We start from the raw sequence: 24,969 nt of genomic DNA, 5'->3' as shown, positions 1-24,969 counted from the left end.
GACGTAGACTGGACCAAAGTCAGACCGCCACAAGCGGCTGCATGTCCTTCTCCAGTCGAACAGTTCTAGGAGGAATCTGTGTCGAAGGCAAAGTTCGAGCGGACAAAGCCGCACATTAACATCGGTACCATTGGTCACGTTGACCATGGTAAAACCACCCTCACCGCTGCGATCTCCAAGGTACTGGCCGATAAGTACCCTGAATACAACGAATCGCGCGACTACGCCGATATCGACGGTGCTCCTGAAGAGCGCCAGCGCGGTATTACTATCAACGTTTCCCACGTTGAATATGAAACCGAAAAACGTCACTACGCACACGTTGACGCCCCAGGCCACGCCGACTACATCAAGAACATGATTACCGGTGCTGCTCAGATGGACGGCGCAATTCTCGTTGTTGCCGCTACTGACGGCCCTATGGCTCAGACTCGTGAACACGTTCTGCTGGCCAAGCAGGTTGGCGTTCCAACCCTGCTCGTTGCACTCAACAAATCCGACATGGTCGACGACGAAGACCTGCTGGAACTGGTTGAAATGGAAGTTCGTGAACTGCTGTCCTCCCAGGACTTCGACGGTGACAACGCACCAGTTATCCGCGTCTCCGCTCTAAAAGCTATCGAAGGCGAAGAAAAATGGGTCAAGGCTGTTGAAGATCTCATGGACGCTGTGGATGAATACATCCCAGAGCCAGTTCGTGACCGCGACAAGCCATTCCTGATGCCAATTGAAGATGTCTTCACCATTACCGGTCGCGGTACCGTTGTGACCGGTCGCGCCGAACGCGGTACCCTGGCAATCAACTCTGAAGTTGAAATCGTTGGTATCCGTGAATCGCAGAAGACCACCGTTACTGGTATCGAGATGTTCCACAAGCAGCTTGAGGAAGCATGGGCCGGCGAAAACTGTGGCCTGCTGCTCCGCGGTCTGCGCCGTGAAGACGTCGAACGCGGTCAGGTTGTCGTAGCACCAGGCTCGATCACCCCACACACCCAGTTCGAAGCAAACGTCTACATCCTGTCCAAGGACGAAGGTGGCCGTCACAACCCGTTCTACTCGAACTACCGTCCACAGTTCTACTTCCGTACCACTGACGTAACCGGTGTCATCACCCTGCCAGAAGGTACCGAAATGGTCATGCCAGGTGACACCACCGAAATGACCGTTGAACTGATCCAGCCAATCGCTATGGAAGAGGGCCTCGGCTTTGCTATCCGCGAAGGTGGACGTACTGTTGGTTCCGGTCGTGTAACCAAGATTATCGCCTAAGCTCCTACGAATAGAGCGTACGCTCTAACCTGTAGTAGACCAAAATATCCCCTGCCAAACAGCAGGGGATATTTTGTATCCAAATACTTAAAAATCGACCATTTCCAACACCGTTTACTGTATCCGCCCTGGTGCCTTCGGCCGTCCGACCTCACACGAGGAAACCTTGCAGACCACCACCTCGCAACAACGATCAGGCCCGATTGGAAAACACCATGCAACTCGATTGGCTAATCCACACAGAATCTGTCATAATAGACAGGTTGCTCGCAACGAACGTGCCCGGAAGATGTTGAATAACACCCCTGAGCACGCTTTCAAAGAGCAGGCATCAAATATCCCAGACCGATTTTGCTATGCAGTCTGGTGACTAAAAACTTGATGGTCTCACATAGTTGAGGAACCCGTAAGACGGATTCAGCTACGTGAGCGAAAATAACGCATGCACCAGCTTCAGCTGTACTGCATGTACACAGGGACAGGTACTCAACTAGTACGGAAATGAGGCAGACGCCATGGCGGGACAAAAAATCCGCATCCGGCTGAAGTCGTATGATCACGAAGTGATCGACACTTCAGCGCGGAAGATCGTTGATACGGTCACACGCGCAGGCGCACAGGTAGTTGGCCCGGTTCCACTACCTACTGAGAAGAATGTGTTCGCCGTGATCCGTTCTCCGCACAAATACAAAGACAGCCGTGAGCACTTTGAAATGCGTACTCACAAACGTCTTATCGACATCGTAGACCCGACTCCTAAGGCTGTTGACTCGCTGATGCGTCTTGACCTGCCAGCGGATGTCAACATTGAAATCAAACTCTAAGCTAGGGAGGTGCTGAGAGAACTATGACCACATCCCAGAAGAATATCAAGGGACTGTTGGGCACGAAGCTCGGCATGACCCAGGTATGGGACGAGAACAACAACCTCATTCCCGTTACTGTGGTTCAGGCTGAGCCTAACGTAGTCACCCAACTTCGCAATGAAGAAGTTGATGGCTACTCTGCTGTCCAAATTGCATACGGGGCAATCGACCCCCGTAAGGTCTCCAAACCATTGGTCGGACACTTCGACAAAGCCGGTGTAACACCGCGTCGTCACGTCGTCGAAATCCGTACCGCTGACGTAGCCAACTACGAACTCGGCCAGGACCTAACCGTTGAACTGTTCGAAGCAGGACAAAAAGTTGATGTCACTGCGAACTCCAAGGGTAAAGGCTTCGCCGGTGCCATGAAGCGCCACAACTTCGGTGGCTCATTCGCTTCCCACGGTGCGAAGAAAAACCACCGCAAACCAGGCTCGGTCGGTGGCGCAGCTACCCCAGGTCGTGTGTTCAAGGGCAAGAAGCTTCCAGGCCGCATGGGTAACGTCAAAACAACCACTCAGAACCTGACTCTGCACGGAATCGATGCAGAGAACAACCTGCTGCTCATCAAAGGTGCAGTACCTGGCCCACGTGGTCGCGTTGTTCTGGTTCGCGATGCAGTGAAGGGAGCCTAGTTCAATGGCTGTCAACAAAGTATCGGTGGATCTACCAGCTGAACTCTTTGACGTCGAAGCAAACGTTGCTCTAATGCACCAGGTTGTCAATGCACAGCTTGCTGCGGCACGTCAGGGAACTCACGCGACCAAAACTCGCGCTGAAGTATCCGGTGGTGGACGCAAACCGTTTCGTCAAAAAGGTACCGGCCGTGCACGCCAAGGTTCGATCCGTGAACCACAGATGACCGGTGGTGGAATTGCACACGGTCCTCAATCACGCGACTACTCGCAGCGTACCCCTAAGAAAATGATCGCAGCAGCCCTGCGCCAGGCACTGTCTGACCGTGCCCGCAACGGACGCATCCACGTCGTCGAAGCCCTGATTGATCAGGACACCCCTTCGACTAAAGCTGCAAAAACCGCGCTGGCAGAAGTCCAGAACGAACGTCGCAACTTCCTGGTCGTCATCGACCGGTCCGACGACGTCGCTGCACTGTCAACTCGTAACCTGCAGCATGTTCACACGCTGTATGCTGATCAGCTCAACACCTACGACGTGTTGAATGCTGACGACGTGGTCTTTACCAAGCCTGCATACGACGCCTTCGTGGCCGCTGCAAGCGCCAAGTAGGAGGAGACCACATGTCAACCAATATCGATAAGAATCCCCGCGACGTGATCCTTGCTCCCGTCGTGAGTGAAAAGAGCTACTCGGACATGGACGAAGGGCGCTATACCTTCATCGTGGACCCACGCTCAAATAAGACTGAAATCAAACTGGCAATCGAAAAGATTTTCGACGTCAAGGTGGCTTCAGTCAACACCATGAACCGTGAGGGTAAGCGTCAGCGTACCCGTTTCGGCTATGGCACTCGCAAAGCTACCAAGCGCGCGATTGTCACGCTGAAGGAAGGTTCCATCGACATCTTCGGAGGTCCGGCCGCCTAGGTCGGAGACCACTTAATCGAGGAATATATCTATGGCAATACGTAATTACAGACCGGTTACTCCGGGCCAGCGCGGCTCGTCGGTATCCGAGTTCTCAGAAATCACCCGAACAACGCCCGAGAAGTCGTTGCTTCGCCCACTGTCGAAAACCGGTGGTCGCAACAACCTCGGACGTATCACATCACGTCACCGTGGTGGTGGACACAAACGTCAGTATCGTTTGATCGACTTCCGCCGTCACGATAAAGATGGCATTCCGGCAAAGGTCGCTCACATCGAATACGACCCAAACCGTACCGCCAACATTGCACTGTTGCACTACGTCGATGGAGCCAAACGCTACATCCTCGCACCAGCTCGTTTGAAGCAGGGCGACATGGTGGAGTCTGGCCCAAATGCCGACATCAAACCAGGCAATAACCTGCCACTTCGTAATATCCCATTGGGTACCGTGATCCACGCTGTGGAACTGCGTCCAGGTGGCGGTGCGAAAATGGCACGTTCAGCTGGTGCATCCATCCAGCTGGTTGCCCGCGAAGGCAAATACGCACAACTTCGTCTCCCATCGGGCGAAATTCGCAACGTTGACATCCGCTGCCGCGCCACCGTTGGTGAAGTCGGCAACGCTGAGCAGATCAACATCTCTTGGGGTAAAGCCGGACGGATGCGCTGGAAAGGTGTTCGTCCACAAACCCGCGGTGCCGCCATGAACCCTGTGGATCACCCACACGGTGGTGGTGAAGGTAAGACTTCCGGTGGTCGTCACCCATCGAACCCGAATGGTAAGAAGGAAGGCCGTACGCGCCGTCCGAATAAGGCCAGCGACCAGTACATTGTGCGTCGTCGTCCGAAAAGCAAGAAGAATCGATAGGAGCTGATCTCTTTATGCCACGCAGCCTGAAGAAGGGCCCCTACGTAGATCAGCACTTGTACCTCAAGGTTCTTGCTGAGAACGAAAAGGGCACTAAAAACGTTATCCGCACTTGGTCACGTCGTTCGATGATCATCCCCGACATGCTGGGTCATACCATTGCAGTCCACGATGGTCGCAAACACGTACCGGTGTTCGTTACCGAATCTATGGTCGGACACAAATTGGGAGAATTCGCACCAACGCGTACCTTCCGCGGCCACTCCAAGGACGACCAGAAAGGCCGCCGCTAAGCGCGGTGGTTGATCTTAGAGAGGATTAAGCAATGGAAGCCAAGGCAATTGCACGCTATTTGCGTGTTACGCCAATGAAGGCCCGGCGCGTCGTCGACCTTGTTCGTGGTAAGCAAGCGAATGAAGCCCTGGCCATTTTGAAATTCGCCCAGCAGGGCGCAGCTAAGCCGGTGTACAAGGTACTGGCCTCTGCAGTATCCAACGCACGGGATAAAGCAGACCGCGAAGGCTTGGCCTTCAACGAAGATGAGCTGTTTGTCAGTGAAGCCTTCGTTGACGAAGGCCCAACCATGAAGCGCTACCAGCCGCGCGCTCAGGGTCGTGCCTTCGAAATCAAGAAACGCACAAGCCACGTCACCGTGGTTGTTGCAACCGATGAAGATCAGGAAGGTGGGACCAACTAAATGGGTCAGAAAATTCACCCACACGGATTCCGCCTCGGCATTACCAAAGACCACGTTTCCCGCTGGTTCGCTGACTCCAACGTTGACGGTCAGCGCTACAAGGACTTCGTCAAAGAAGACGTGCAGATCCGCAGCCTGCTGCAGGACGGCATGGAACGTGCTGGTATTTCCAAAGTTGAGATCGAACGTACCCGCGATCGTGTCCGTGTAGACGTACACACTGCTCGCCCAGGTATCGTCATCGGTCGCCGTGGTGCGGAAGCTGATCGCATTCGCCGTGAACTCGAAAAACTCACTGGCAAGCAGATTCAGCTCAACATCCTAGAAGTCAAGAAACCAGAAACCGACGCACAGCTGGTAGCACAGGGTGTCGCCGAGCAGCTGACCGCACGTGTGGCATTCCGCCGTGCAATGCGCCGCTCGATCCAGTCGGCAATGCGTGCAGGCGCCGAGGGTATCCGTATTCAGGTATCCGGTCGTCTGGGCGGTGCCGATATGGGCCGTACCGAGTTCTACCGCGAAGGCCGTGTCCCGCTGCACACCTTGCGCGCCAACATCGACTTCGGACAGTTCGAAGCCAAGACCACCTACGGACGCATCGGCGTCAAAGTATGGGTCTACAAGGGCGACTTCACCGATAAAGAATTGGCCGCTCAGGAAGCAGCCGCACCATCAGGTCGAGGTGGCCGTGGTGGTCGCGGTGGTTCACGCCGTCGCCGTGGAGGCGCCCCATCGGGTGCCCGCGCTGGCGCTCAAGGAGGCAACGCGTAATGCTTATCCCACGTCGCGTAAAATTCCGTAAACAGCACCGCCCAGGTCGTAAAGGTATGGCCAAGGGTGGCACCGAAGTAGCCTTCGGTGAATGGGGTCTGCAGGCAACCACCCGCGCATATGTAACCAACCGTCAGATCGAGGCAGCTCGTATCGCGATGACCCGTTACATCAAACGTGGTGGCCACGTATGGATCAACATTTTTCCAGACCGTCCGCTGACCAAAAAACCAGCCGAAGTTCGCATGGGTTCGGGTAAAGGCTCCCCAGAATTCTGGGTTGCCAATGTAAAACCAGGCCGTGTCATGTTTGAACTGTCTGGCGTCACCGAAGATGTCGCTCGCGAAGCTCTGCGTCTGGCTGCACACAAGCTGCCGGTCAAGGGTCGCATTGTACGCCGAGAGGGTGGTGAATAACCATGGCATTGGGTTCACCTGAACTGACAACAGAAGCACTCGATGGTTTCGATAACGCACGCCTGCGTGAAGAACTCGACAAAGCAAAAGCCGAGTTATTCAATCTGCGCTTCCAAGCCGCAACCGGCCAAATTGAAAACACCGGTCGCATCAAGATCGTCAAACGCGATGTTGCACGTATCCTGACCGTGCTGCGCGAACGCGAACTTGGTATCCGCGAAGAAGTCGAAGCCAGCGAAGAAGACATCAAAAACAAAAAGAAAAGCCGCAAGTAGGCTGAGGAGGAATGACAGTGACTGAGTCTGTTGACACCGCAGCCGCACCAGAGCGCAATTATCGCAAAACTCTGCGTGGAGTCGTCGTCTCCGACAAGATGGAAAAAACCATTGTTGTCGAGATCGAATACTTCAAGCAGCACGCTCTGTACGGCAAAATCATGCGTCGCACCAAGCGCGTCAAAGCCCATGACGAAGAAAACACCGCCGGCATCGGCGATACCGTTCGTCTAGCCGAGACCCGCCCGCTCTCCAAGAGCAAACACTGGCGCCTCGTCGAAATCGTAGAACGCGCTAAGTAAGCCTTCTGCTTCGACGCAAACATAAACACTGCATCCGCATCAGGAACTCCTGAAGCGGATGCAGTGCTTTAACACCAATTAGGGGATCTAGCCCTCCGAGGCTCGTGAACAACGATTTTCCAAAACCACCAGGCGTGCGGTAGCATGTTGTAGCTGTGCCCTTTTCATAGCTCGGCCATCCACCGGGTATCTGACGAAAAGTCAGCACAACATCTTGCAACAACGTGCCTCGGCCCTGGCTCAAAAGCACTGTGTGATCAGTTTGCCTCTGTGTGCAAACCGATCACATACGTCTCACCTAGCTAGGGGTAAGCACAGCAAGAATATTTCCATGACCGTTCCGCAAGGCTCAATCCACCCGAGGACTGAGAACCAGCGAGACATGCAGGAGTAAGCAAGTGATTCAACAAGAATCGCGGCTCAAAGTTGCCGACAACACCGGTGCGAAAGAAATTCTCACCATCCGTGTCCTCGGTGGCTCTGGACGCCGCTATGCATCCATCGGCGACGTTATCGTCGCCACTGTCAAAGATGCCATCCCAGGCGGTGCCGTCAAAAAAGGCGACGTCGTCAAAGCAGTCGTAGTACGCACCAAGAAATCGGTTCGTCGCGCAGATGGCTCGTACATCAAGTTCGACGAAAACGCAGCAGTCATCCTTCGTCAGGATAACGAACCACGCGGTACTCGTATCTTCGGCCCAGTCGCCCGTGAGCTACGAGATAACCAGTTCATGCGTATCGTATCGCTGGCTCCGGAGGTGATCTAACCCATGGCGAAGATCAAAAAAGACGATCTCGTACAGGTGCTGTCAGGTAAAGACCGTGGCAAACAGGGCAAAGTCCTGCGAGTTCTTCCAAAACAAGACAAAGTCCTCGTTGAAGGTGTCAACCGGGTAACCAAACACGTTCGTGCAGGCCAGGGACCAGACGGTGCAACTGAAGGTGGACGTGTAGAAGAGGAAGCTCTGATACACATCTCCAACGTTGCTGTCGTGGATCCTGAAACCGAAAAGCCAACCCGTGTTGGTTACCGTTTTGAAGAAGTCGAAAAAGACGGCGAAACCAAGATCATCAAGGTTCGTTACGCCAAGGCCTCTGGAAAGGAGCTGTAATGACACAGGTATCTGAAAACGCAGCCTCCAAGGTCACCCCACGTCTGAAGACGAAATACCGCGACGAAATCAAAGCTGAACTCCAAAACGAATTCAACTACGAAAACGTCATGCAGGTACCAGGTCTGGAAAAGATCGTGGTCAACATGGGTGTCGGCGAAGCAGCACGTGACTCGAAAGTCATCAACGGTGCCATCGAAGACCTCACCGCAATTACCGGGCAGAAACCACAGGTAACCCGCGCCAAGAAATCCATCGCACAGTTCAAACTGCGCGAAGGTATGCCAATTGGTGCACACGTCACCATACGTGGCGACCGTATGTGGGAATTCCTGGACCGATTGGTTACGTTTGCGCTGCCACGCATCCGTGACTTCCGCGGCCTGAGCCCTCGCCAGTTCGACGGCAATGGCAACTACACCTTCGGTCTGTCCGAACAGTCCGTATTCCACGAAATCGATCAAGACAAGATCGACCGTGTACGCGGTATGGACATCACCCTCGTAACCACCGCCAAAACCGACGCCGAAGGCCGTGCACTGTTGCGTGCGCTGGGCTTCCCGTTCAAGGCAGACCAGTAATCCAACTACGTTATAGGTCTTGACCCGGTGTACCGGATCAGGAAACCACAACGAGAAAAGGCTAAAGCCACATATGAGTATGACCGACCCCGTCGCAGACATGTTGACACGTCTGCGCAACGCAAACTCGGCGCATCACGATTCCGTGAGCATGCCCTCTTCAAAACTGAAGCGCGGCGTCGCCGAAATCTTGAAAAACGAAGGCTACATTGCCGACTGGAAAGAAGTTGATGCGCGCGTAGGTAAAGACCTCGTGCTGGACCTTAAATTTGGTCCACAGCGTCAGCGTTCCATCGCCGGAGTACGCCGCATCTCCAAACCAGGTCTGCGCGTCTACGCCAAATCCACAAAACTGCCACACGTGCTAGGTGGACTGGGCATCGCGATCCTGTCAACTTCATCTGGTCTGCTGACCGACCGTCAAGCAGCTTCGAAAGGTGTGGGTGGGGAAGTCCTCGCCTACGTCTGGTAACGGAAAGGAAGGGAAACCATGTCACGTATTGGAAAGCTTCCGATCACCGTACCTTCCGGCGTCGAAGTTGCCATCAACGGCTCTGATGTGTCCGTCAAAGGACCCAAAGGTGAGCTGGGCATGAGCATCAGCGGCCCAATTGAGGCCAAGTTGGAAGAAAACACCATCACGGTTATCCGTCCGGATGACGAACGGGAATCTCGTTCGCTGCACGGCCTGACCCGTACCCTGATTGATAACATGATCGTCGGTGTCACCGATGGCTACTCCAAGAAATTGGAACTACACGGTACCGGTTACCGCGTGGTAGCTAAAGGCAACGACCTCGAACTGCAGCTTGGCTTCTCCCACCCGGTCCAAGTTACCGCGCCAGAAGGTATTGCCTTTGCCATTGAAGGCAACACGATCACTGTATCTGGTATCGATAAACAACTTGTCGGCGAAACTGCCGCCAACATCCGTAAACTGCGCGTTACCGAACCTTATAAGGCCAAAGGTATTCGCTACGAGGGTGAAACCATCCGCCGCAAGGCCGGAAAGGCAGGTAAGTAATGTCAACTGTCAGTATGAAACGCAAAGGCAAAAATGCTGCCCGCCGTCGCCGTCATATACGGGTGCGCAAACGGATTCAGGGTACAGCAGCACGCCCACGCCTGGTTGTCAACCGTTCCGCACGCCACATCTTTGCCCAGGTTATCGACGACGAAGCCGGTGTCACGCTAGTGTCAGCTTCCACCATGGAAGCCGATCTGCGCGCATCCGACGCAGAGAAAACCGAAAAAGCTCGCAAAGTAGGCGAAATAATTGCACAGCGCGCTGAAGACGCCGGTGTGACCGCAGTCGTATTCGACCGCGCTGGTCACAAATACCACGGTCGTATCGCAGCAGTCGCTGACGGTGCACGGGAAGGTGGACTGAAGCTGTGACCGAAGCAAATAACGAAAAGGACACACAGGTGACCGAAACAACTCAAGAGGCTGTATCGGAAACCTCGCAGGGCTCCGACAGCCAGCACACCGAGCGCGGCGGCCGTGGTCAACGTCGCGGCCAGCGCTCCGAACGCGGCGATCGATCTGACCGCGGCGGACGCCGTGGCGGTCGTGATGACAACAAAGACCAGTTCCTGGAACGCGTCGTTGCCATCAACCGCGTTGCCAAAGTAGTCAAGGGTGGACGCCGTTTCGCCTTCACCGCACTGGTAGTCGTCGGCGACGGCGACGGCATGGTCGGTGTCGGCTACGGTAAAGCCAAAGAAGTTCCCGCCGCGATCGCTAAAGGCGTTGAAGAAGCCAAGAAGAATTTCTTCCGCGTCCCACGCGTTGGCACCACCATCCCGCACCTGTCACAGGGCGAAGATGCAGCCGGCGTTGTCTTGCTGCGTCCAGCCTCTCCTGGTACCGGGGTTATCGCTGGCGGTCCAGTTCGTGCGGTACTGGAAGCTGCCGGTATCACCGACGTGCTGTCCAAATCCATGGGCTCGGCAAATGCCATCAACATTGTTCGCGCAACCGTTGAAGCACTGCGCCAGCTGGAAGGCCCCGAAGAGGTCGCAGCTCGCCGCGGACTGCCAATCGACGAAGTTGCTCCACGGGCAATGCTGCGCACGATCGAAGAAGCCCGTGCCAAGCGTGCTGAAGAAAAGGCAGGTGCATAATCGTGGCAAACTTCGAATCAACCCCGAAGAATCTTGTGCCATCCGACGCAACCCTGACCATCACACAGGTACGCTCGGCTATCGGACGCAAGCCAAAACACGTTGAAACCCTACGGTCGCTCGGCCTGAGAGGTATCGGCAAGTCCGTTACCCGTAGCGCCGACGCCGTCACCGTGGGCATGGTCAATGCCGTGTCCCATCTGGTAAAGGTCGAGGAGGTCGACTAATGGCTGAAGAACAACAAGAAGCGATCAAACTTCACGACCTGCGTCCAGCAAAAGGCTCGAACAAACGCAAACTGCGTTACGGTCGTGGTGAAGGCGGTAAGGGCGGTAAAACCGCAACCCGTGGTACCAAGGGCACTCGTGCTCGCAACAAGGTGCCAGCAGGTTTCGAAGGTGGACAGCTGCCGCTGCACATGCGCCTTCCAAAACTGCGCGGTTTCAAAAACCCTGCCAAAGTCAACTACCAGGTTGTGAACTTGGACAAACTGACTGAATCCTTCCCAGAAGGCGGCGACGTCACCGTTGCTGACCTTGTGGCCAAGGGCCTGGTTCGTAAGAACCAGCCGGTCAAAGTCCTGGGCTCCGGGGAGATCGGTGTCGCTGTTAATGTGACCGCCGATGCATTTTCCAAATCAGCAGTCGATAAGATTGCTGCGGCCGGAGGCACAACAACCACCGCATAACGTTGTTCTGACACAGAACAGCGCTAGCTGATAGGCGGCCCTTGACCCATGACGAATATCGTCATAGGTCGAGGGCCGTAGGTTTTAACGTTAGAATGCAAATCGTGCCTTTTCTTGGTACACCGTGTACAAAAGATCCGGCGTTCTGTCGAATCTACGAAAGTGCAGTCTCGCACTACTGTCAGGAGGACACTTGTTCAGCACGATATCCAGGGTGTTCAAGACCCCCGATCTGCGGACCAAGATCCTATTTACGTTAGCGGTCATCGCCATTTACCGGATCGGCGTCTTCATTCCCGCCCCGAGCGTCGACTACGGCAACGTACAAATGTGTTTGGCCCAAGGGGATACCACCGGGGGTCTGTACTCATTTGTCAACATGTTCTCCGGGGGTGCGCTGCTTCAGGTCTCCATCTTTGCTCTGGGCATCATGCCCTACATCACCGCATCGATCATTACGCAGCTGCTGCGCGTGGTCATCCCAGCCTTCGAGCGACTTCAGAAAGAAGGGCCCGAGGGGCAGGCTCGTTTGACCCAGTACACCCGCTACTTGACCGTAGGGCTTGCACTGCTCAACGCGACCACCATTGCTACCCTGGCGCGCTCTGGTGCATTGTTGAATTGCAATGTTTCACTGCTCCACGACGACAGCATCTGGGCTACTCTGCTACTGGTCTTGACGCTCGCCATGGGCGCCATCGTCATCATGTGGATGGGCGAACAGATCACCGAACGCGGTGTGGGCAACGGTATGTCGCTGTTGATCTTTGTCTCGATCGCCGCTGGCTTCCCAGCAGGTCTGGCTGCGATCTGGCAGACCCAGGGCTGGCGTATCTTCGGCCTGGTAATGGTTGTAGGTATTGCGATCATGATGTTGATCGTATTCGTCGAAGACTCTCAGCGTCGCATCCCCGTCCAGTACGCACGGCGTCAAATTGGTCGTCGTACTGTAGGATCGACCACCACGTATATCCCCATCAAAGTCAACATGGCCGGCGTGATCCCCGTTATTTTCGCCTCCTCAATTCTGATGCTGCCGCAGATCCTGATCCAGTTCAACATGCCCACTGACGGCAGTGAGCCTGCCGGTTGGGTCGTGTGGCTCCAGCAGTACTTCGGCACCGGATCCCACCCGCTCTACATGGCCGTGTTCTTCCTGATGACGATCTTTTTCACGTATTTCTACGTGACCATTACCTTCAACCCTCAAGATGTTTCGGATAATATGAAACGTCAAGGTGGTTTCATTCCTGGGGTTCGAGCAGGTCGTCCAACCGTTCAGTACCTTGAATACGTCATCTCGCGGGTAACCTTCGTTGGCGCAATCTATCTTGGTCTGATCGCTATGATCCCACTGATCGCATTCGTGCTGATCGGGGCCGATCAAAACTTCCCATTCGGGGGCGTCTCGATTTTGATCATGGTTGGTGTAGCCTTGACCACGATCAAACAGATCGACGCACAGATGGAACAACGCCATTACGAAGGCCTGCTCCGTTAGGCTTGAACACAACCACACGAGACCCAAAGATCAAGGACAGGACAATCTATGACACGTTTGCTTATCATGGGCCCTCCGGGGTCAGGCAAAGGCACCCAAGCGGTACGTATTGCGGACAAAATGGCCATCCCAGCGATCTCGACCGGAGACATCTTCCGCTATAACGTTAAAGAGCTGACAGAGCTTGGCAAAGAAGCCAAAAGCTACATTGATGCAGGCGACTTTGTGCCCGACGACGTCACTAACCGGATGGTCGCAGATCGTCTGAACCACAACGACGTTGGAAACGGTTTCCTCCTTGATGGGTACCCACGCACTCAGGGTCAGGTCGAAGCGCTCAATAAGATCATGAACGACAAAGGCGAAGACCTCACCGCAGTCCTGGTTTTGGAAGTACCTGACGAAGAAATCGTCGAGCGCCTCCTGGCCCGAGCCGAAACCGAAGGCCGCTCCGATGACACCGCAGAAGTCATCCAACACCGCCTGGATCTCTACCACCAAGAAACCGCTGATCTCATTGAAAGCTACGTACAGCAGGGCATCGTAGGTCGCGTTGACGGCACCGGAGCCATCGACGACATCACAGAACGCCTCCTGCAGACCATCTACAACATCCGGGCGCGGACCGGAACACTGCCGGTTATCAAACCTCGCTCTGGTGACTAAACAAAAATGATCTTGAAACCGACCCGACACATACCGGGTCGGTTTTTCACTGCCCAACAGTATTGCCGACACCGGCTGGTAACTCTTTACCCGACGCACTACGCTGGGTGAGTATTCATCCCAGTCAACCCGCCCAATCACCGCATTTCCGAGACACAAGAAATCAGTAACAGGAATGTCACGACAAATCGAACTTAAAACCGATGCGCAGCTGGCTATCATGCACAAAGCCGGGCTTATTCTCCACCAAGGTCTCGACGCGGTCGTGACAGCAGCACAACCCGGTGTGACCACCGCACACCTCGACCAAGTCTTCCGTTCGGTACTGGCTGATAACGGTGCCACCTCCAACTTCTTGGGATACCACGGTTTCCCCGCAACCATCTGTGCATCCGTCAACGATGAGGTCGTTCACGGCATCCCGGGGCAACGAGTCCTGCAAGACGGCGATATCATCTCCATCGATGCAGGTGCGGTCGTCGACGGCTGGCACTCCGATTCAGCTCGAACCGTTATCGTCGGAACACCTGACCCGGCGGATACACGACTATCAGCGATCACCCAAGAAGCCATGTGGGCCGGTATCGCAGCTTTCGCCCGAGCCAAGCATGTCGGCGAAATCGGTAATGCCATCGAAGATTATGTTCGAGCTCAACCGGGGGAGCCACTAGGCATTCTGGAAGATTACGTTGGCCACGGCATTGGTTCGGCCATGCATCAGGCACCTGATGTATTCAACTATCGATCTGGTATGCGCGGTCCGCGTGTCAAAGCCGGCATGGTCTTGGCAATTGAACCGATGCTTGTACGTGGTGACATTGCCACCAAAACCCTCGCCGATGACTGGACTGTTGTCACAGTCGATGGTTCCAATGCATCACAGTGGGAACACTCGGTGGCCCGCCATAAAGAAGGTATCTGGGTCATTACCGCCCCTGATGGCGGGGCAGCCAATCTAGCCCGCTACGGTGTGACTCCGGTGCCGATCCCACAAAACTAACTGGCTGTCAATAGCATTTGGTTTTATTTGGCAACATGCGCTAACATGGATCTTTGGCTGATTCTGCTTTTAAGTTGATCGGTGTGCCCGAATACGCTTCAAAAACGAATCCGCTCATAAACGCATGCTTCTGTGATGGTCCGGCCCGACAACGTGTCGAATCCGTTGCAGGAGATAACAGATTGTGGAGGACATGGCTAAAAAAGAAGGCGTCATTGAAGTTGAAGGAACCGTTTCAGAAGCGTTACCAAACGCGATGTTCCGGGTCCGGCTAGATAACGACCACATTGTGCTTGCCACCATTTCAGGAAAAATGCGTCAACACTACATTCGCATTTTGCCCGAAGATCGTGTGGTGGTCGAGCTTAGCCCATACGACCTCGAACGAGGCCGTATCGTCTACCGCTACAAATAACACTATCCACCTCTGGAACGCTCAAGGAGGAACCCTGTGAAGGTTCACCCAAGCGTGAAGCGGATCTGCGATGCCTGCAAGGTTATTCGCCGCCACGGCAATGTCATGGTGATCTGCTCTAACCCACGCCATAAACAACGCCAGGGCTAAGCCCCAGCGCAAGAAACATAGGCCCGCCATGGGCCGCAGCAACACAGAGCATTGAGCTCAACCTTCGGACAAGGCAAAGGCCGAAGACTTACCCGCCAAGTCAAGGACACTGTTTGGGATGTGTCGAGTTCTTCACAACCCGCATTGAACCGCTTGGCCGGAGTTATCCCGGGTAAGGACGTGTTGTTGAAGACCTTTGTCATAAAGAACAGGAGAACGGCCATATGGCACGTCTAGCAGGCGTTGATATTCCACGTGAAAAGCGTGTCGTCATCGCTCTCACCTACATTTACGGTGTTGGCAACAGCCGAGCAGTCCAGATTCTGGAAGCTACCGGCGTAGACGCAAATACTCGCGTCAAAGACCTAACTGATGACGAAATGGTCAAACTGCGCGACTACATCGAAGGCAACCTTCAGGTCGAAGGTGATCTGCGCCGTGAAGTCGCAGCAGACATTCGTCGCAAAGTCGAAATTGGTTCCTACCAGGGGCTACGCCACCGTCGCGGCTTACCAGTCCGCGGCCAGCGCACCAAGAACAACGCTCGTACCCGTAAAGGCCCGAAGAAGACTGTTGCAGGACGCAAGAAGTAGTCACTTCTTGTCCCACATCCGTATTTACTAAATCAAGCTTTTGTAGGAGAGCATTCTATGGCAAAGCCACGCGGTGCGGCCCCACGTAAGGGACGTCGCTCCAAGAAGAATATTACTCAGGGCCAAGCCCACATTAAATCAACCTTTAACAACACCATCGTTTCGATCACCGACACCACCGGTGCTGTCATCTCTTGGGCCTCCGCCGGAGAGATGGGCTTCAAAGGTTCCCGTAAATCAACCCCGTTCGCTGCTCAAACCGCGGCTGAGCAAGCTGCCAAGCGCGCCCAGGAACACGGGATGCGTAAAGTTGACGTCTTCGTCAAAGGCCCAGGCTCCGGTCGCGAAACTGCGATTCGTTCACTGCAGGCCGCAGGTCTGGAAGTCGGCTCCATTCAGGACGTCACTCCAGTTGCACACAACGGTGCACGCCCTGCTAAACGTCGTCGCGTTTAAGGCCTTTGAGCACACCACAACCAACGCTCAACAGCCATGTTGTCCAACGGTCGTGGACTAACCTAGAAATAATTTCCATCGTTTCCCCCAACTGCGCGCATCAAATGGCGGATCGCGCGCCGAAAGGAAATGTCAGTGCTCATTGCACAGCGCCCCACGTTGACTGAAGAACCCGTTTCAGAAACCCGGTCCCGTTTTGTCCTCGAACCACTAGAACCGGGCTTCGGCTACACCCTCGGTAACTCACTGCGTCGAACCCTGCTGTCATCGATCCCAGGTGCCGCTGTCACCTCGGTTCGTATCGACCAGGTTCTCCACGAGTTCACCACCATTCAAGGTGTTAAAGAAGACGTCACTGAAGTCATCTTGAACGTCAAGCAGCTGTCAGTCTCATCCCACCACGATGAGCCAGTAGTTGCATACCTGCGCAAGCAGGGACCAGGTGTCGTGACCGCAGCTGATATCACCCCACCGGCAGGTGTTGAGATTCATAACCCGGATCTGCACATCGCCACCCTTAATGAAAAGGGCAAGTTCGATATGGAATTGACCATCGAACGTGGCCGTGGGTACGTAACTGCTGCACAGAACAAATCCCCAGATGCCGAGATCGGCCGTATCCCGGTCGACTCGATCTACTCACCAGTATTGACCGTCACTTTCAAAGTCGACGCTACCCGTGTGGAACAGCGCACCGACTTCGACAAGCTGACCATCGATGTTGAAACTAAGCCCTCCATGGCACCACGTGACGCACTGGCCTCGGCTGGTTCAACCCTGGTTGAACTGTTTGGCCTGGCGCGTGAACTCAATGTTGAAGCCGAAGGTATTGAAGTTGGCCCATCGCCTGTCGATACCAGTGTTGCAGCAGACCTCGCCCTGCCGGTAGAAGACCTGGAGCTTACCGTCAGGTCCTATAACTGTCTGAAACGCGAAGGCATCAACACCGTTGGAGAGCTTGTAGCACGTTCCGAAACCGACTTAATGGACATCCGCAACTTCGGAGCAAAATCCATCGACGAAGTCAAAGAAAAACTGGAGGGTCTCGGTCTGTCCCTTAAAGACGGTGGCCCTGGAAGCTTCGATTCGCCTTTTGACTCCCAGGAGTCAAACGAGTTCGGGCTCTAAGACATATTTGAACCACTGATTCCCTGCACATAGTGCCGGGAAATCATACAAGGAGAATTCATGCCAACCCCAACCAAAGGACCGCGCCTGGGCGGCGGCCCGGCACACCAGCGTCGTATGCTGGCGAATCTGTCGGTCAGCCTGTTCGAACACAAGTCCATCAAGACCACGTTTACTAAGGCAAAGCGTCTGCAGCCTTACGCCGAACGTCTCGTCACCTTCGCAAAAGCAGGTGACCTGGCCTCCCGTCGTAAGGTACAGGGTCTTATCGCCGGTAACTCCCGCACGAACAAATCTGTTGTGCACGAACTGTTCACCGTCATTGGCCCGGCCATGGCGAACCGCGAAGGTGGATACACCCGTATCACCAAGATAGGTAACCGCCCTGGCGACAACGCCCCAATGGCAGTCATCGAACTGGTCATGGAACCAGTTTCGCCAAAACAGGCTGTTGTTGCTGAAGCAGAAGCCGTTGCTGAAACCGCAGCTGATGAAGCACCAGCAGCAGAAGAAGCTGATGAAGCCGTAGAAGTCGAAGAAACTGCTGAAACAGCCGATAAGGCTGACGACGACAAGTAAATCTTCGCAACTGAATCATAAAAGCCCCGCACATGCTGTGCGGGGCTTTTATGATCAATCGTCGTTGTACAACGATTACACTGACATATATGCATGATCAGAGCACTTACCGGATTCGTATCGACTTGGCATACGATGGAACCGCCTACCACGGGTGGGCCACACAACCCGGACTTGCCACTATCCAAGGAACCGTAGAAGACGGCCTAGCCACTATCTTTCGCCAGCCGATCGCCACGACTGTGGCCGGACGTACTGATGCCGGTGTGCATGCAGCCAATCAAGTCATACATTTTGATATTCCGGCAGCACTTTGGGAAAAATTGCCCGGCAATCACCCGATGCGACCTGCTGAGACAGCGATGGTGACAAAACTCAACGGCGTGCTGGCAAAAACATCTGGTGCGATCCACATTCGCAAAGCCCAGATAGTTCCAGCGGGCTTTGATGCCAGATTCTCGCCGGTTGCGCGCAGCTATCGGTATCGGATCGCCATGGACGAGTTTGACCCCCTGACCAGGCACTTCACGTATCATCATCGCAAACCCCTGGACATGAACCGCATGGTTGAAGAAATTTCCGGGATAGAAGGAATGCATGATTTCAGCGCATTTTGCAAGCCTCGACCAGGTGCAACCACCATTCGAACCCTGCAAGAATTTCGGGCCACTCGCGAAGAAACCGTGATGACACTTCATCTGACAGCCGATGCTTTTTGCCACCACATGGTTCGTGCGCTGGTGGGAGCCCTACTGCGGGTCGGAGACGGTTCACGCGAACCGGGGTGGTTACGCAGCCGCCTGACAAACCCGGTGCGCGATTCCGATATGGTCCTGGCACCGGCCCACGGGCTCATCCTGGACTACGTGATGTATCCGCCAGACGATCAACTCGCTGCTCGTGCCGCTCAGACTCGAGCCAAACGTGACCCTAGGATGCTTCCTTGCGACCAATCCGCCGGGCCGCTTCGGTGATGACGGCGACAACGGCCGCAATATTAGCGGTGCCCTCATGTTGATCGGTTACCAACTCCAACCGCGTCGTGGGACGACCGGTGATTGGCTTGGTGACCACACCGGGGATGGAAAACGAGGAAAACGAGGCGGGAAGAATCGAGGCGCCAACTCCAGCAGCAACCAGCCCCATAACGTTTTCCTGGTTGATAGCCCGCTGAACAATTCGAGGTGAGCGCCCCAAGGGGTGGAAAATCTCCATAATCTTGGTGACATAGCCTGGCATCGACTGAAATGGGAATAAGACTAACGGCAATTGAATCAGATCTTCTGACGAGACCTCATCTTCGCTAGCCAAAGCGTGGTTGGAAGGTAGTACAGCTACCAGCTGCTCTGTCAGAAGCGTTGAAAATTGCAACCCCGATTGTAAGGGAGCATCCCGCATGACGCCGATGTCCAAACGATTCTCCAACAGTGCTTCGACCTGTTCACCTGTGGCCATGGGGTGAAGGTCGAGATGAATGCCCGGATGTTGTAAACGAATGTCGCGCACACTGGCCGGGACGAGTTCATAACTGGCCGAAGAAACAAATCCCACCCGTACCCGACCGCGCCGTCCGGCTTTGATCTCGCGCAGGTCTTCAACGGCCTCCTCTAAATCCTGCAAGATTGGGCCGATCAGATCCCGGAAGCGAGCTCCCTCCGAGGTCAACGAAACGCGGCGCGAAGTACGATCGAACAGCGAAACGCCCAGCTCTTCTTCTAACCGCTTGATATGTACAGTCAAAGGTGGCTGTGAAATATGCAGGCGAGCCGCGGCACGGCCAAAGTGTAATTCTTCAGCGACGGCCATGAAATATTCCAGTTGACGTAATTCCACGATCATTTCCTTCTAGCCGGAACCCATCACACCGACCACCACAACTCTATACCCAGCAGCATCGTGGCTGGTCGGGACAAAGAATCATGACCGTGCACAGTCGTTTTGCGATGAATGGTGATCCGTAGTAACATAGGTAGCTGTTGTGCGTGTCCTCCCGGATCGCAAGCGCAGCAGCACCCGACGCAGTTGCATCGTCGTTAGGGTCGTTGCGGCACCGGGAAGATCGGACCCGGCTTCACGCCAGCCCTCACCTGGTGTACCGGAGATGCACTGTCAACTTAACAGCAGACTCGCGCTTATGGTTCTCACGACCATCCGGTTCTGCTGACCGAACACCGACATACGAAGGCTAATACATAGTGCGTACGTTTACACCAACGCCAGACGACGTTGATCGTCAATGGCACGTCATTGACGCCACCGATGTGGTGCTGGGACGTCTTGCCAGCCAGGTGGCAACGCTGCTGCGCGGCAAGCACAAGCCCACTTTTGCACCTCACATGGACATGGGTGATTACGTCATCATCCTTAACGCTGAAAAAGTAGCGCTGACCGGTGCCAAGCTGGAACAGAAAAAAGCTTACCGTCACTCCGGTTACCCGGGTGGCTTGACCTCAACCACCTATGCTGAACTGCTGGAGAAAAACCCAGTTCGAGCGGTTGAAAAAGCCGTTAAGGGCATGCTGCCATCGAACCGCCTCTCAGACCAGGTTGTGAAGAAACTGAAGGTCTACGAAGGTTCCGACCACCCGCACGCAGCCCAGCAGCCAAAAGAATTTATCATCGACCAGGTCGCCCAGTAGGCCCTGAGTTCAAGGAGAACCCATGACTGAAAACGTCAATGAGATCACTGAGGACCAGGAGCTGACCAGCTACACCTCGGAATCTGATGCCCCAGTTGCTACCCAACAAGTTAGCGAACGCCCAGCACTGACCCAGTCCGGTCAGGCCGTTGGCCGTCGCAAGCGAGCTATTGCCCGTGTCCGCCTGATCCCAGGTACCGGAACATGGAAGATCAATGGCCGCGAACTCGACGCATACTTCCCGAATAAACTGCACCAGCAGGAAGTCAACGACCCATTCCGTCTACTCGAACTCGAAGGCGCCTACGACGTCATCGCTCTGGTTCACGGTGGTGGCCCATCCGGTCAAGCCGGTGCTGTCCGCCTGGGTGTTGCTCGGGCACTCAACGAAATCGACCGCGAGAATAACCGCGGCCCGCTGAAGAAAGCCGGCTTCCTGACCCGTGACGCTCGTGCAGTCGAGCGCAAGAAGGCCGGCCTCAAGAAGGCTCGCAAAGCACCACAGTACTCGAAGCGTTAACCCGCCAGAACTGTTCAAAACATCCGTCAACCTGGGTTGGCGGATGTTTTGTTTAACCACCCGCACCTCTGGGCTGCAACTTGCGAACAGCAACAGTGTTGTAGATCCCATCAAAACGCTACGATCAAAGATGACCAACCGGATCGTCGAAGGTGTGATGCGACAACAATGAGTCAACACGACCAGCCCTTACACATGGCCATCGATACCGGTGGGACATTTACCGACGTCGCAATCCGAGCCGACGACGGAACCATGAACGTCTGGAAACTTCCGTCAACACCGGCAGCACCAGAACAAGCGGTCATCGCCGGGCTCAAAGGTGCACTGAACCGAGTCGGTGGCACACCACAAGATCTCACCAGATTTGTCCACGGCAGTACCGTAGCAACCAACACCGTGATCACCCGTGACGGGGCACGCATTGGCATGGTCACGACCAAAGGTTTTCGAGATGTGCTTGCCATCGCGCACCAAGCCCGCCCATCCATCTACGACCAACACCAAGCACGCCCCGAACCACTCATCGACCGTCAGCACATTGTTGAAGCCACACAACGCATGGACGCCACCGGCCAGACCATTACCGACCTTGATGAGAACGCACTGCGCACGAGCATTGACGACCTTCGCGACTTCAACCTGGACGTCGTGGTGGTCTCCTTCCTCAATGCCTATGTGAACCCCGAACACGAACATCGAGCCGCTGAGATCATCCAGCAAGCAGGTGTCGCCCAGCAGGTTGTGGCAGCAACCGATGTATCGGCTGAAATGCGTGAATTTGAGCGCACCTCGACCGCAGCGATAAACGCCTACGTTTCCCCGCGTATTTCACACTACATTCACCAATTAGAACAAGGACTCACCGAATCCGGTGTAGAAACCGGATGGCGCATCATGCAGTCCTCCGGTGGGCTGCTCAGCCCCACAGACGCAGCAGAACACCCTGCACGCACGGTGCTGTCAGGCCTGGCCGGGGGAGTCGTTGGAGCCGCCAACTGGGCAAAACACCTTGGGCTGCAACGCGTCGTCTCCTTTGACATCGGCGGAACCTCCACGGATATTGCCCTGATACGCGATGGCATCCCCGATGAGACACTGTCGTCTGAAATTGCCGGACTCCCACTGAAACTCCCCTCAGTAGATGTTCACACCATCGGTGCCGGCGGCGGTTCAATCGCCTGGATAGATTCCGGCGGTGGTCTACGCGTTGGTCCCCATTCCGCAGGTGCCGACCCCGGACCAATCAGTTATCAGCGCGGCGGAGAACATCTCACCGTCACTGATGCCCACGCCGTGATAGGTCGCCTGGGCGATCAGCTGCTTGGCGGAGAATTTGCACTCGATGTACCGGCGGCTCGCCAAGCCATGACCGAATGGGGCCAACAGCTGGGTCTTTCTGCAGAAGACACCGCCGAAGGCATACTGAAGGTTATTACCGCAACCATGGCCCGAGGTATTCGCAAAGTCTCAGTGGAACGCGGCGTTGATCTACGGGCCTGTGACTTGATAGCCTTCGGCGGCGCTGGCCCATTACACGGTGCAGATCTTGCTCGGGAACTCAATATGCGCTCGGTGATTATCCCACCTCGGCCAGGAATTGCCTCAGCAGTGGGCATGCTCGATGCGCCCATCCGCTACGACTATGCAACCAGTGTGGACGTCAACACGCCGCAGGCACTAAGTGACCTTGAGGTTACTTTCCAAGACATGCAAGCACACGCGGGCGCTGATCTGGATCATCCAGAGGCTGAGACCCACTATGAGTTGTTGGTCGATGCCCGGTACATCGGCCAATCATATGAGCTCACGGTCGCCTGGGATTCCGACTGGCAGACCCAACGCGAAATCTTTGAACATACTCACGAAGAAAACTATGGATTTGCCGATCCGGACGCAGTCATGGAGATCGTCGTCGCCCGACTGGTGGTGACCCAACCCGTTGAACATGGGGCTTTAGAATCCGTGGCGTCCATCAGCGCCGAAATCACAGCCACCCACCACCGACAGGTCTATATCGATGGTTCCTGGCACGACGTGCCAGTATATGATCGCGCCAGTTTCGGCGAGGCAACCGTGGTACAGGGCCCGGCGATCATCGAGCAGTTCGACTCCACCATCTATATACGTCCCGATCAGTCAGCGCAGAACGACACCTATGATTTCCTACATATTCGATCTGCGACAGACCAGGAGCAGTCATGAACCCGACGTCGTTGAATGCGGTAGAACTTGAAATCGCACGCAACAGGTTAGAATCCATCGCCGAAGAAGTCGGCACCGCCCTGATCCAAACCAGCTACTCGCCCAATATCAAAGACCGGCGCGATTGCTCAGCAGGCATCTATGGGCCCGACGGCATGCTCATCTCCCAGGCCGAACATATTCCATTGCATCTGGGCCTGATGCCAACCATGATCAAAAACACGCTGGCCACGTACGGTACCGAAAACCTGGTTGACGGCGACGTGCTGATTACCAACAATCCCTATCTCGGCGGATCCCACCTGCCAGACATGTGTGTCATCACCCCGGTTTTTTGGCATGATGAATTGATTGCCGTGGTCGCCAATCTGGCCCACCATGTCGACGTCGGCGGGATCACCCCGGGCTCGATGGCCACACATGCCACCGAAATCTACCAAGAAGGTGTGCGGGTTCCTCCGGTCAAACTCTACGCCGGCGGGGTGCTGCAGCGTGAACTGTTATCGGTATTACTGACAAATATTCGCACCCAGGACAAAACTCGCGGCGACATCATGGCTCAAGTGGCAGCCAACCGACTCGGCGAACGGCGTATCCAGGAATTATTAACCGAATGGGGCACCCAACGTTTTGGGCAATCCACCCGTGCTCTGATTGACTATGCTGCCCGCCGCACCGCTGCAGCCATTGGTCACCTGCCCGATGGTAAAGGGACCTTTACCGATATTCTGGAACACGACGGCAACCGTGAACACCCCACCGAGATCACCGTAACCGTGGAAGTCTCCGGCGAACACCTCACCGTGGACTTCACCGAAACCGACGACCAAGTCTCCGGTGCCGTGAACTGTTCTTGGGCGGTGACCGAAGGCTGCGTGGCCTACGTGATAAAACTGCTCACCGACCCCACCTTGCCCTCGAACGCTGGGCTGATGGAACCGATCACCGTGCACACTCGCAAAGGCTCACTGGTGGCAGCAGTATTTCCCGCACCGGTCGCCAACGGCAATATCCAAACCGCACAGCGCATTGTCGACGCCTTGCTCGGCGCGTTTCACCAATTCGCTCCCGAACATGTCCCGGCAGCCTCCTCCGGATCCATGTCGATCATGACCATCGGCGGCTTTGACGAAACCACCGGCCAATACTTCTCCTACGTCGAAACCTACGGCGGGGGACAGGGCGCCATGCCGGACCAGGACGGCGCCTCTGCCGTGCACACACACATGACCAATACCCGCAACACCCCGTGTGAAGTCATTGAACGTGAGTATCCGCTACGAGTTGAGGCCTACCAAATCGCCGAGAACACCGGCGGAGCAGGAACCTTCCGCGGCGGTGACGGGTTGATCCGGCACCTAACACTCACCCGCGGCAAAGCCCAAGTCGTAGCCGGGACCTCCCGGGTGACCACATCACCCTGGGGCCTGGCTGGTGGCGCAGATGGCACGCCAGGCCATGTTGTCCGCCATGGTGCCGACGGCGATGAACCACGAGCATCCATGACCAGGTTCGAAGTCCATGCCGGTGAAGGCATCACCATTCAAACCGCCGGTGGTGGCGGTTACGGGAAACCAC

Annotated in this window: 36 protein-coding genes; 35 read left to right on the top strand and 1 reads right to left on the bottom strand. The window is 55.3% G+C overall.

Going from position 1 to position 24,969, the window contains the following annotated elements; all coding sequences use genetic code 11:
• Positions 1-78 precede the first annotated feature (78 nt).
• The 31 genes from tuf to truA all read left to right on the top strand — a co-directional run bounded on the left by tuf (position 79) and on the right by truA (position 19,001).
• Entirely contained in the window at positions 79-1,269 is a 1,191-nt protein-coding gene (gene tuf / locus K8V32_RS07810) for an elongation factor Tu (protein WP_303905434.1), read from the top strand.
• 515 nt (positions 1,270-1,784) lie between these two features.
• A complete protein-coding gene (rpsJ, locus tag K8V32_RS07805) occupies positions 1,785-2,093 on the top strand; it encodes a 30S ribosomal protein S10 (RefSeq protein ID WP_022871386.1) in 309 nt (102 codons plus the stop codon).
• Between the two features lie 23 nt (positions 2,094-2,116).
• Positions 2,117-2,770 (top strand): 50S ribosomal protein L3, encoded by a 654-nt coding sequence (gene rplC / locus K8V32_RS07800; RefSeq protein ID WP_043058746.1) that lies wholly within the window; start codon positions 2,117-2,119, stop codon positions 2,768-2,770.
• Between the two features lie 4 nt (positions 2,771-2,774).
• Complete coding sequence (rplD, locus tag K8V32_RS07795; RefSeq protein WP_303905429.1) at positions 2,775-3,383, top strand: 50S ribosomal protein L4; 609 nt, start codon at positions 2,775-2,777, stop codon at positions 3,381-3,383.
• 11 nt (positions 3,384-3,394) lie between these two features.
• Positions 3,395-3,700, top strand: coding sequence for a 50S ribosomal protein L23 (gene rplW, locus K8V32_RS07790; RefSeq protein WP_303905427.1), 306 nt, complete (start codon positions 3,395-3,397; stop codon positions 3,698-3,700).
• A 31-nt stretch (positions 3,701-3,731) separates the two neighbouring features.
• Entirely contained in the window at positions 3,732-4,571 is an 840-nt protein-coding gene (gene rplB / locus K8V32_RS07785) for a 50S ribosomal protein L2 (protein ID WP_303905425.1), read from the top strand.
• A 14-nt stretch (positions 4,572-4,585) separates the two neighbouring features.
• On the top strand, positions 4,586-4,864 hold the full coding sequence (gene rpsS, locus K8V32_RS07780) for a 30S ribosomal protein S19 (protein WP_043058742.1): 279 nt from the start codon (positions 4,586-4,588) through the stop codon (positions 4,862-4,864).
• A gap of 32 nt (positions 4,865-4,896) precedes the next feature.
• The gene (gene rplV / locus K8V32_RS07775) at positions 4,897-5,268 is read left to right on the top strand and encodes a 50S ribosomal protein L22 (protein WP_303905422.1); all 372 of its coding nucleotides are present in this window, start codon (positions 4,897-4,899) and stop codon (positions 5,266-5,268) included.
• The gene (gene rpsC / locus K8V32_RS07770; RefSeq protein WP_303905420.1) at positions 5,269-6,039 is read left to right on the top strand and encodes a 30S ribosomal protein S3; all 771 of its coding nucleotides are present in this window, start codon (positions 5,269-5,271) and stop codon (positions 6,037-6,039) included. It abuts the gene before it with no gap.
• Positions 6,039-6,455: a 50S ribosomal protein L16 gene (gene rplP, locus K8V32_RS07765; protein WP_303905418.1), complete on the top strand. Its 417-nt coding sequence runs from the start codon at positions 6,039-6,041 to the stop codon at positions 6,453-6,455. Before rpsC ends, rplP begins: the two co-directional genes overlap by 1 nt.
• Before the next feature lie 2 nt (positions 6,456-6,457).
• Positions 6,458-6,730 (top strand): 50S ribosomal protein L29, encoded by a 273-nt coding sequence (rpmC, locus tag K8V32_RS07760; protein WP_303905416.1) that lies wholly within the window; start codon positions 6,458-6,460, stop codon positions 6,728-6,730.
• 11 nt (positions 6,731-6,741) lie between these two features.
• Positions 6,742-7,032, top strand: a complete 291-nt coding sequence (gene rpsQ / locus K8V32_RS07755) for a 30S ribosomal protein S17 (protein WP_043058737.1) — start codon at positions 6,742-6,744, stop codon at positions 7,030-7,032.
• 398 nt (positions 7,033-7,430) lie between these two features.
• Positions 7,431-7,799, top strand: a complete 369-nt coding sequence (gene rplN / locus K8V32_RS07750; protein ID WP_043058736.1) for a 50S ribosomal protein L14 — start codon at positions 7,431-7,433, stop codon at positions 7,797-7,799.
• A 3-nt stretch (positions 7,800-7,802) separates the two neighbouring features.
• Complete coding sequence (gene rplX / locus K8V32_RS07745) at positions 7,803-8,144, top strand: 50S ribosomal protein L24 (protein ID WP_303905409.1); 342 nt, start codon at positions 7,803-7,805, stop codon at positions 8,142-8,144.
• On the top strand, positions 8,144-8,725 hold the full coding sequence (rplE, locus tag K8V32_RS07740) for a 50S ribosomal protein L5 (RefSeq protein ID WP_303905406.1): 582 nt from the start codon (positions 8,144-8,146) through the stop codon (positions 8,723-8,725). Before rplX ends, rplE begins: the two co-directional genes overlap by 1 nt.
• Before the next feature lie 73 nt (positions 8,726-8,798).
• Positions 8,799-9,197, top strand: coding sequence for a 30S ribosomal protein S8 (rpsH, locus tag K8V32_RS07735; RefSeq protein WP_303905403.1), 399 nt, complete (start codon positions 8,799-8,801; stop codon positions 9,195-9,197).
• Between the two features lie 18 nt (positions 9,198-9,215).
• Positions 9,216-9,749, top strand: coding sequence for a 50S ribosomal protein L6 (gene rplF / locus K8V32_RS07730; protein WP_303905400.1), 534 nt, complete (start codon positions 9,216-9,218; stop codon positions 9,747-9,749).
• The gene (rplR, locus tag K8V32_RS07725; protein WP_303905397.1) at positions 9,749-10,123 is read left to right on the top strand and encodes a 50S ribosomal protein L18; all 375 of its coding nucleotides are present in this window, start codon (positions 9,749-9,751) and stop codon (positions 10,121-10,123) included. Before rplF ends, rplR begins: the two co-directional genes overlap by 1 nt.
• Positions 10,120-10,851 (top strand): 30S ribosomal protein S5, encoded by a 732-nt coding sequence (gene rpsE, locus K8V32_RS07720; protein ID WP_303905393.1) that lies wholly within the window; start codon positions 10,120-10,122, stop codon positions 10,849-10,851. The genes rplR and rpsE overlap by 4 nt, the downstream gene beginning before the upstream one ends.
• A 2-nt stretch (positions 10,852-10,853) precedes the next feature.
• Positions 10,854-11,078 carry a 50S ribosomal protein L30 gene (gene rpmD / locus K8V32_RS07715; protein WP_524536709.1) on the top strand — a complete coding sequence of 75 codons (225 nt, stop codon included), beginning with the start codon at positions 10,854-10,856 and terminating at the stop codon, positions 11,076-11,078.
• Positions 11,078-11,539: a 50S ribosomal protein L15 gene (gene rplO, locus K8V32_RS07710; protein ID WP_303905389.1), complete on the top strand. Its 462-nt coding sequence runs from the start codon at positions 11,078-11,080 to the stop codon at positions 11,537-11,539. The genes rpmD and rplO overlap by 1 nt, the downstream gene beginning before the upstream one ends.
• Positions 11,540-11,732: 193 nt before the next feature.
• A complete protein-coding gene (gene secY / locus K8V32_RS07705) occupies positions 11,733-13,040 on the top strand; it encodes a preprotein translocase subunit SecY (RefSeq protein WP_303905387.1) in 1,308 nt (435 codons plus the stop codon).
• A 48-nt stretch (positions 13,041-13,088) separates the two neighbouring features.
• The gene (locus K8V32_RS07700) at positions 13,089-13,706 is read left to right on the top strand and encodes an adenylate kinase (RefSeq protein WP_303905384.1); all 618 of its coding nucleotides are present in this window, start codon (positions 13,089-13,091) and stop codon (positions 13,704-13,706) included.
• Between the two features lie 175 nt (positions 13,707-13,881).
• The gene (map, locus tag K8V32_RS07695; RefSeq protein WP_303905381.1) at positions 13,882-14,706 is read left to right on the top strand and encodes a type I methionyl aminopeptidase; all 825 of its coding nucleotides are present in this window, start codon (positions 13,882-13,884) and stop codon (positions 14,704-14,706) included.
• A 193-nt stretch (positions 14,707-14,899) separates the two neighbouring features.
• A complete protein-coding gene (gene infA, locus K8V32_RS07690; protein WP_082911812.1) occupies positions 14,900-15,121 on the top strand; it encodes a translation initiation factor IF-1 in 222 nt (73 codons plus the stop codon).
• 36 nt (positions 15,122-15,157) lie between these two features.
• Positions 15,158-15,271 (top strand): 50S ribosomal protein L36, encoded by a 114-nt coding sequence (rpmJ, locus tag K8V32_RS07685; RefSeq protein ID WP_303905375.1) that lies wholly within the window; start codon positions 15,158-15,160, stop codon positions 15,269-15,271.
• A gap of 224 nt (positions 15,272-15,495) precedes the next feature.
• Complete coding sequence (gene rpsM, locus K8V32_RS07680) at positions 15,496-15,864, top strand: 30S ribosomal protein S13 (RefSeq protein ID WP_303905372.1); 369 nt, start codon at positions 15,496-15,498, stop codon at positions 15,862-15,864.
• A gap of 57 nt (positions 15,865-15,921) precedes the next feature.
• Positions 15,922-16,320, top strand: coding sequence for a 30S ribosomal protein S11 (gene rpsK / locus K8V32_RS07675; protein ID WP_303905369.1), 399 nt, complete (start codon positions 15,922-15,924; stop codon positions 16,318-16,320).
• Positions 16,321-16,455: 135 nt separating this feature from the next.
• Entirely contained in the window at positions 16,456-17,448 is a 993-nt protein-coding gene (locus K8V32_RS07670) for a DNA-directed RNA polymerase subunit alpha (RefSeq protein WP_303905366.1), read from the top strand.
• A 60-nt stretch (positions 17,449-17,508) separates the two neighbouring features.
• Positions 17,509-18,027 (top strand): 50S ribosomal protein L17, encoded by a 519-nt coding sequence (gene rplQ, locus K8V32_RS07665; protein ID WP_303905363.1) that lies wholly within the window; start codon positions 17,509-17,511, stop codon positions 18,025-18,027.
• 89 nt (positions 18,028-18,116) lie between these two features.
• Positions 18,117-19,001, top strand: a complete 885-nt coding sequence (gene truA / locus K8V32_RS07660; RefSeq protein WP_303905361.1) for a tRNA pseudouridine(38-40) synthase TruA — start codon at positions 18,117-18,119, stop codon at positions 18,999-19,001.
• Here the strand turns inward: truA and K8V32_RS07655 are convergent.
• Entirely contained in the window at positions 18,958-19,860 is a 903-nt protein-coding gene (locus K8V32_RS07655) for a LysR family transcriptional regulator (RefSeq protein ID WP_303905358.1), read from the bottom strand. The two genes, truA and K8V32_RS07655, sit on opposite strands and share 44 nt — an antisense overlap.
• Before the next feature lie 362 nt (positions 19,861-20,222).
• Here K8V32_RS07655 and rplM point away from each other — a divergent pair, with 362 nt between their 5' ends.
• From rplM to K8V32_RS07635, 4 genes are all read left to right on the top strand, one after another.
• Entirely contained in the window at positions 20,223-20,666 is a 444-nt protein-coding gene (gene rplM / locus K8V32_RS07650; protein WP_303905355.1) for a 50S ribosomal protein L13, read from the top strand.
• A gap of 22 nt (positions 20,667-20,688) precedes the next feature.
• Positions 20,689-21,186, top strand: coding sequence for a 30S ribosomal protein S9 (gene rpsI, locus K8V32_RS07645; RefSeq protein ID WP_303905351.1), 498 nt, complete (start codon positions 20,689-20,691; stop codon positions 21,184-21,186).
• Between the two features lie 168 nt (positions 21,187-21,354).
• Positions 21,355-23,391, top strand: a complete 2,037-nt coding sequence (locus tag K8V32_RS07640; RefSeq protein ID WP_303905348.1) for a hydantoinase/oxoprolinase family protein — start codon at positions 21,355-21,357, stop codon at positions 23,389-23,391.
• Positions 23,388-24,969: hydantoinase B/oxoprolinase family protein (locus tag K8V32_RS07635; protein ID WP_303905345.1), on the top strand; the 1,582-nt coding region annotated here is incomplete at its 3' end. The genes K8V32_RS07640 and K8V32_RS07635, both read left to right, overlap by 4 nt.

Origin of the sequence: Enteractinococcus helveticum (assembly GCF_020742345.1) — a bacterium.
Classification (GTDB): Bacteria; Actinomycetota; Actinomycetes; order Actinomycetales; family Micrococcaceae; genus Yaniella; species Yaniella helvetica_A.
Note: the sequence above shows the minus strand (reverse complement) of the source record. Positions and strands in the feature narration are given on the sequence as shown.

Bases quoted from the DNA above. Each gene is read 5' to 3' on its own strand.
- K8V32_RS07700 (WP_303905384.1), top strand. From the start codon at position 13,089: ATGACACGTTTGCTTATCATGGGCCCTCCGGGGTCAGGCAAAGGCACC.
- rpsK (WP_303905369.1), top strand. From the start codon at position 15,922: ATGGCAAAGCCACGCGGTGCGGCCCCACGTAAGGGACGTCGCTCCAAG.
- rplC (WP_043058746.1), top strand. From the start codon at position 2,117: ATGACCACATCCCAGAAGAATATCAAGGGACTGTTGGGCACGAAGCTC.
- rplE (WP_303905406.1), top strand. From the start codon at position 8,144: ATGACACAGGTATCTGAAAACGCAGCCTCCAAGGTCACCCCACGTCTG.
- rpsC (WP_303905420.1), top strand. From the start codon at position 5,269: ATGGGTCAGAAAATTCACCCACACGGATTCCGCCTCGGCATTACCAAA.
- K8V32_RS07640 (WP_303905348.1), top strand. From the start codon at position 21,355: ATGAGTCAACACGACCAGCCCTTACACATGGCCATCGATACCGGTGGG.
- rplF (WP_303905400.1), top strand. From the start codon at position 9,216: ATGTCACGTATTGGAAAGCTTCCGATCACCGTACCTTCCGGCGTCGAA.
- rplQ (WP_303905363.1), top strand. From the start codon at position 17,509: ATGCCAACCCCAACCAAAGGACCGCGCCTGGGCGGCGGCCCGGCACAC.
- rpsM (WP_303905372.1), top strand. From the start codon at position 15,496: ATGGCACGTCTAGCAGGCGTTGATATTCCACGTGAAAAGCGTGTCGTC.
- rpsS (WP_043058742.1), top strand. From the start codon at position 4,586: ATGCCACGCAGCCTGAAGAAGGGCCCCTACGTAGATCAGCACTTGTAC.
- rplO (WP_303905389.1), top strand. From the start codon at position 11,078: ATGGCTGAAGAACAACAAGAAGCGATCAAACTTCACGACCTGCGTCCA.
- rpsJ (WP_022871386.1), top strand. From the start codon at position 1,785: ATGGCGGGACAAAAAATCCGCATCCGGCTGAAGTCGTATGATCACGAA.
- rplR (WP_303905397.1), top strand. From the start codon at position 9,749: ATGTCAACTGTCAGTATGAAACGCAAAGGCAAAAATGCTGCCCGCCGT.
- rplV (WP_303905422.1), top strand. From the start codon at position 4,897: ATGGAAGCCAAGGCAATTGCACGCTATTTGCGTGTTACGCCAATGAAG.
- rplX (WP_303905409.1), top strand. From the start codon at position 7,803: ATGGCGAAGATCAAAAAAGACGATCTCGTACAGGTGCTGTCAGGTAAA.
- rpsH (WP_303905403.1), top strand. From the start codon at position 8,799: ATGAGTATGACCGACCCCGTCGCAGACATGTTGACACGTCTGCGCAAC.
- truA (WP_303905361.1), top strand. From the start codon at position 18,117: ATGCATGATCAGAGCACTTACCGGATTCGTATCGACTTGGCATACGAT.
- rpsI (WP_303905351.1), top strand. From the start codon at position 20,689: ATGACTGAAAACGTCAATGAGATCACTGAGGACCAGGAGCTGACCAGC.
- rpmC (WP_303905416.1), top strand. From the start codon at position 6,458: ATGGCATTGGGTTCACCTGAACTGACAACAGAAGCACTCGATGGTTTC.
- rplP (WP_303905418.1), top strand. From the start codon at position 6,039: ATGCTTATCCCACGTCGCGTAAAATTCCGTAAACAGCACCGCCCAGGT.
- map (WP_303905381.1), top strand. From the start codon at position 13,882: ATGTCACGACAAATCGAACTTAAAACCGATGCGCAGCTGGCTATCATG.
- rplB (WP_303905425.1), top strand. From the start codon at position 3,732: ATGGCAATACGTAATTACAGACCGGTTACTCCGGGCCAGCGCGGCTCG.
- rplD (WP_303905429.1), top strand. From the start codon at position 2,775: ATGGCTGTCAACAAAGTATCGGTGGATCTACCAGCTGAACTCTTTGAC.
- infA (WP_082911812.1), top strand. From the start codon at position 14,900: ATGGCTAAAAAAGAAGGCGTCATTGAAGTTGAAGGAACCGTTTCAGAA.
- rplW (WP_303905427.1), top strand. From the start codon at position 3,395: ATGTCAACCAATATCGATAAGAATCCCCGCGACGTGATCCTTGCTCCC.
- rpsQ (WP_043058737.1), top strand. From the start codon at position 6,742: ATGACAGTGACTGAGTCTGTTGACACCGCAGCCGCACCAGAGCGCAAT.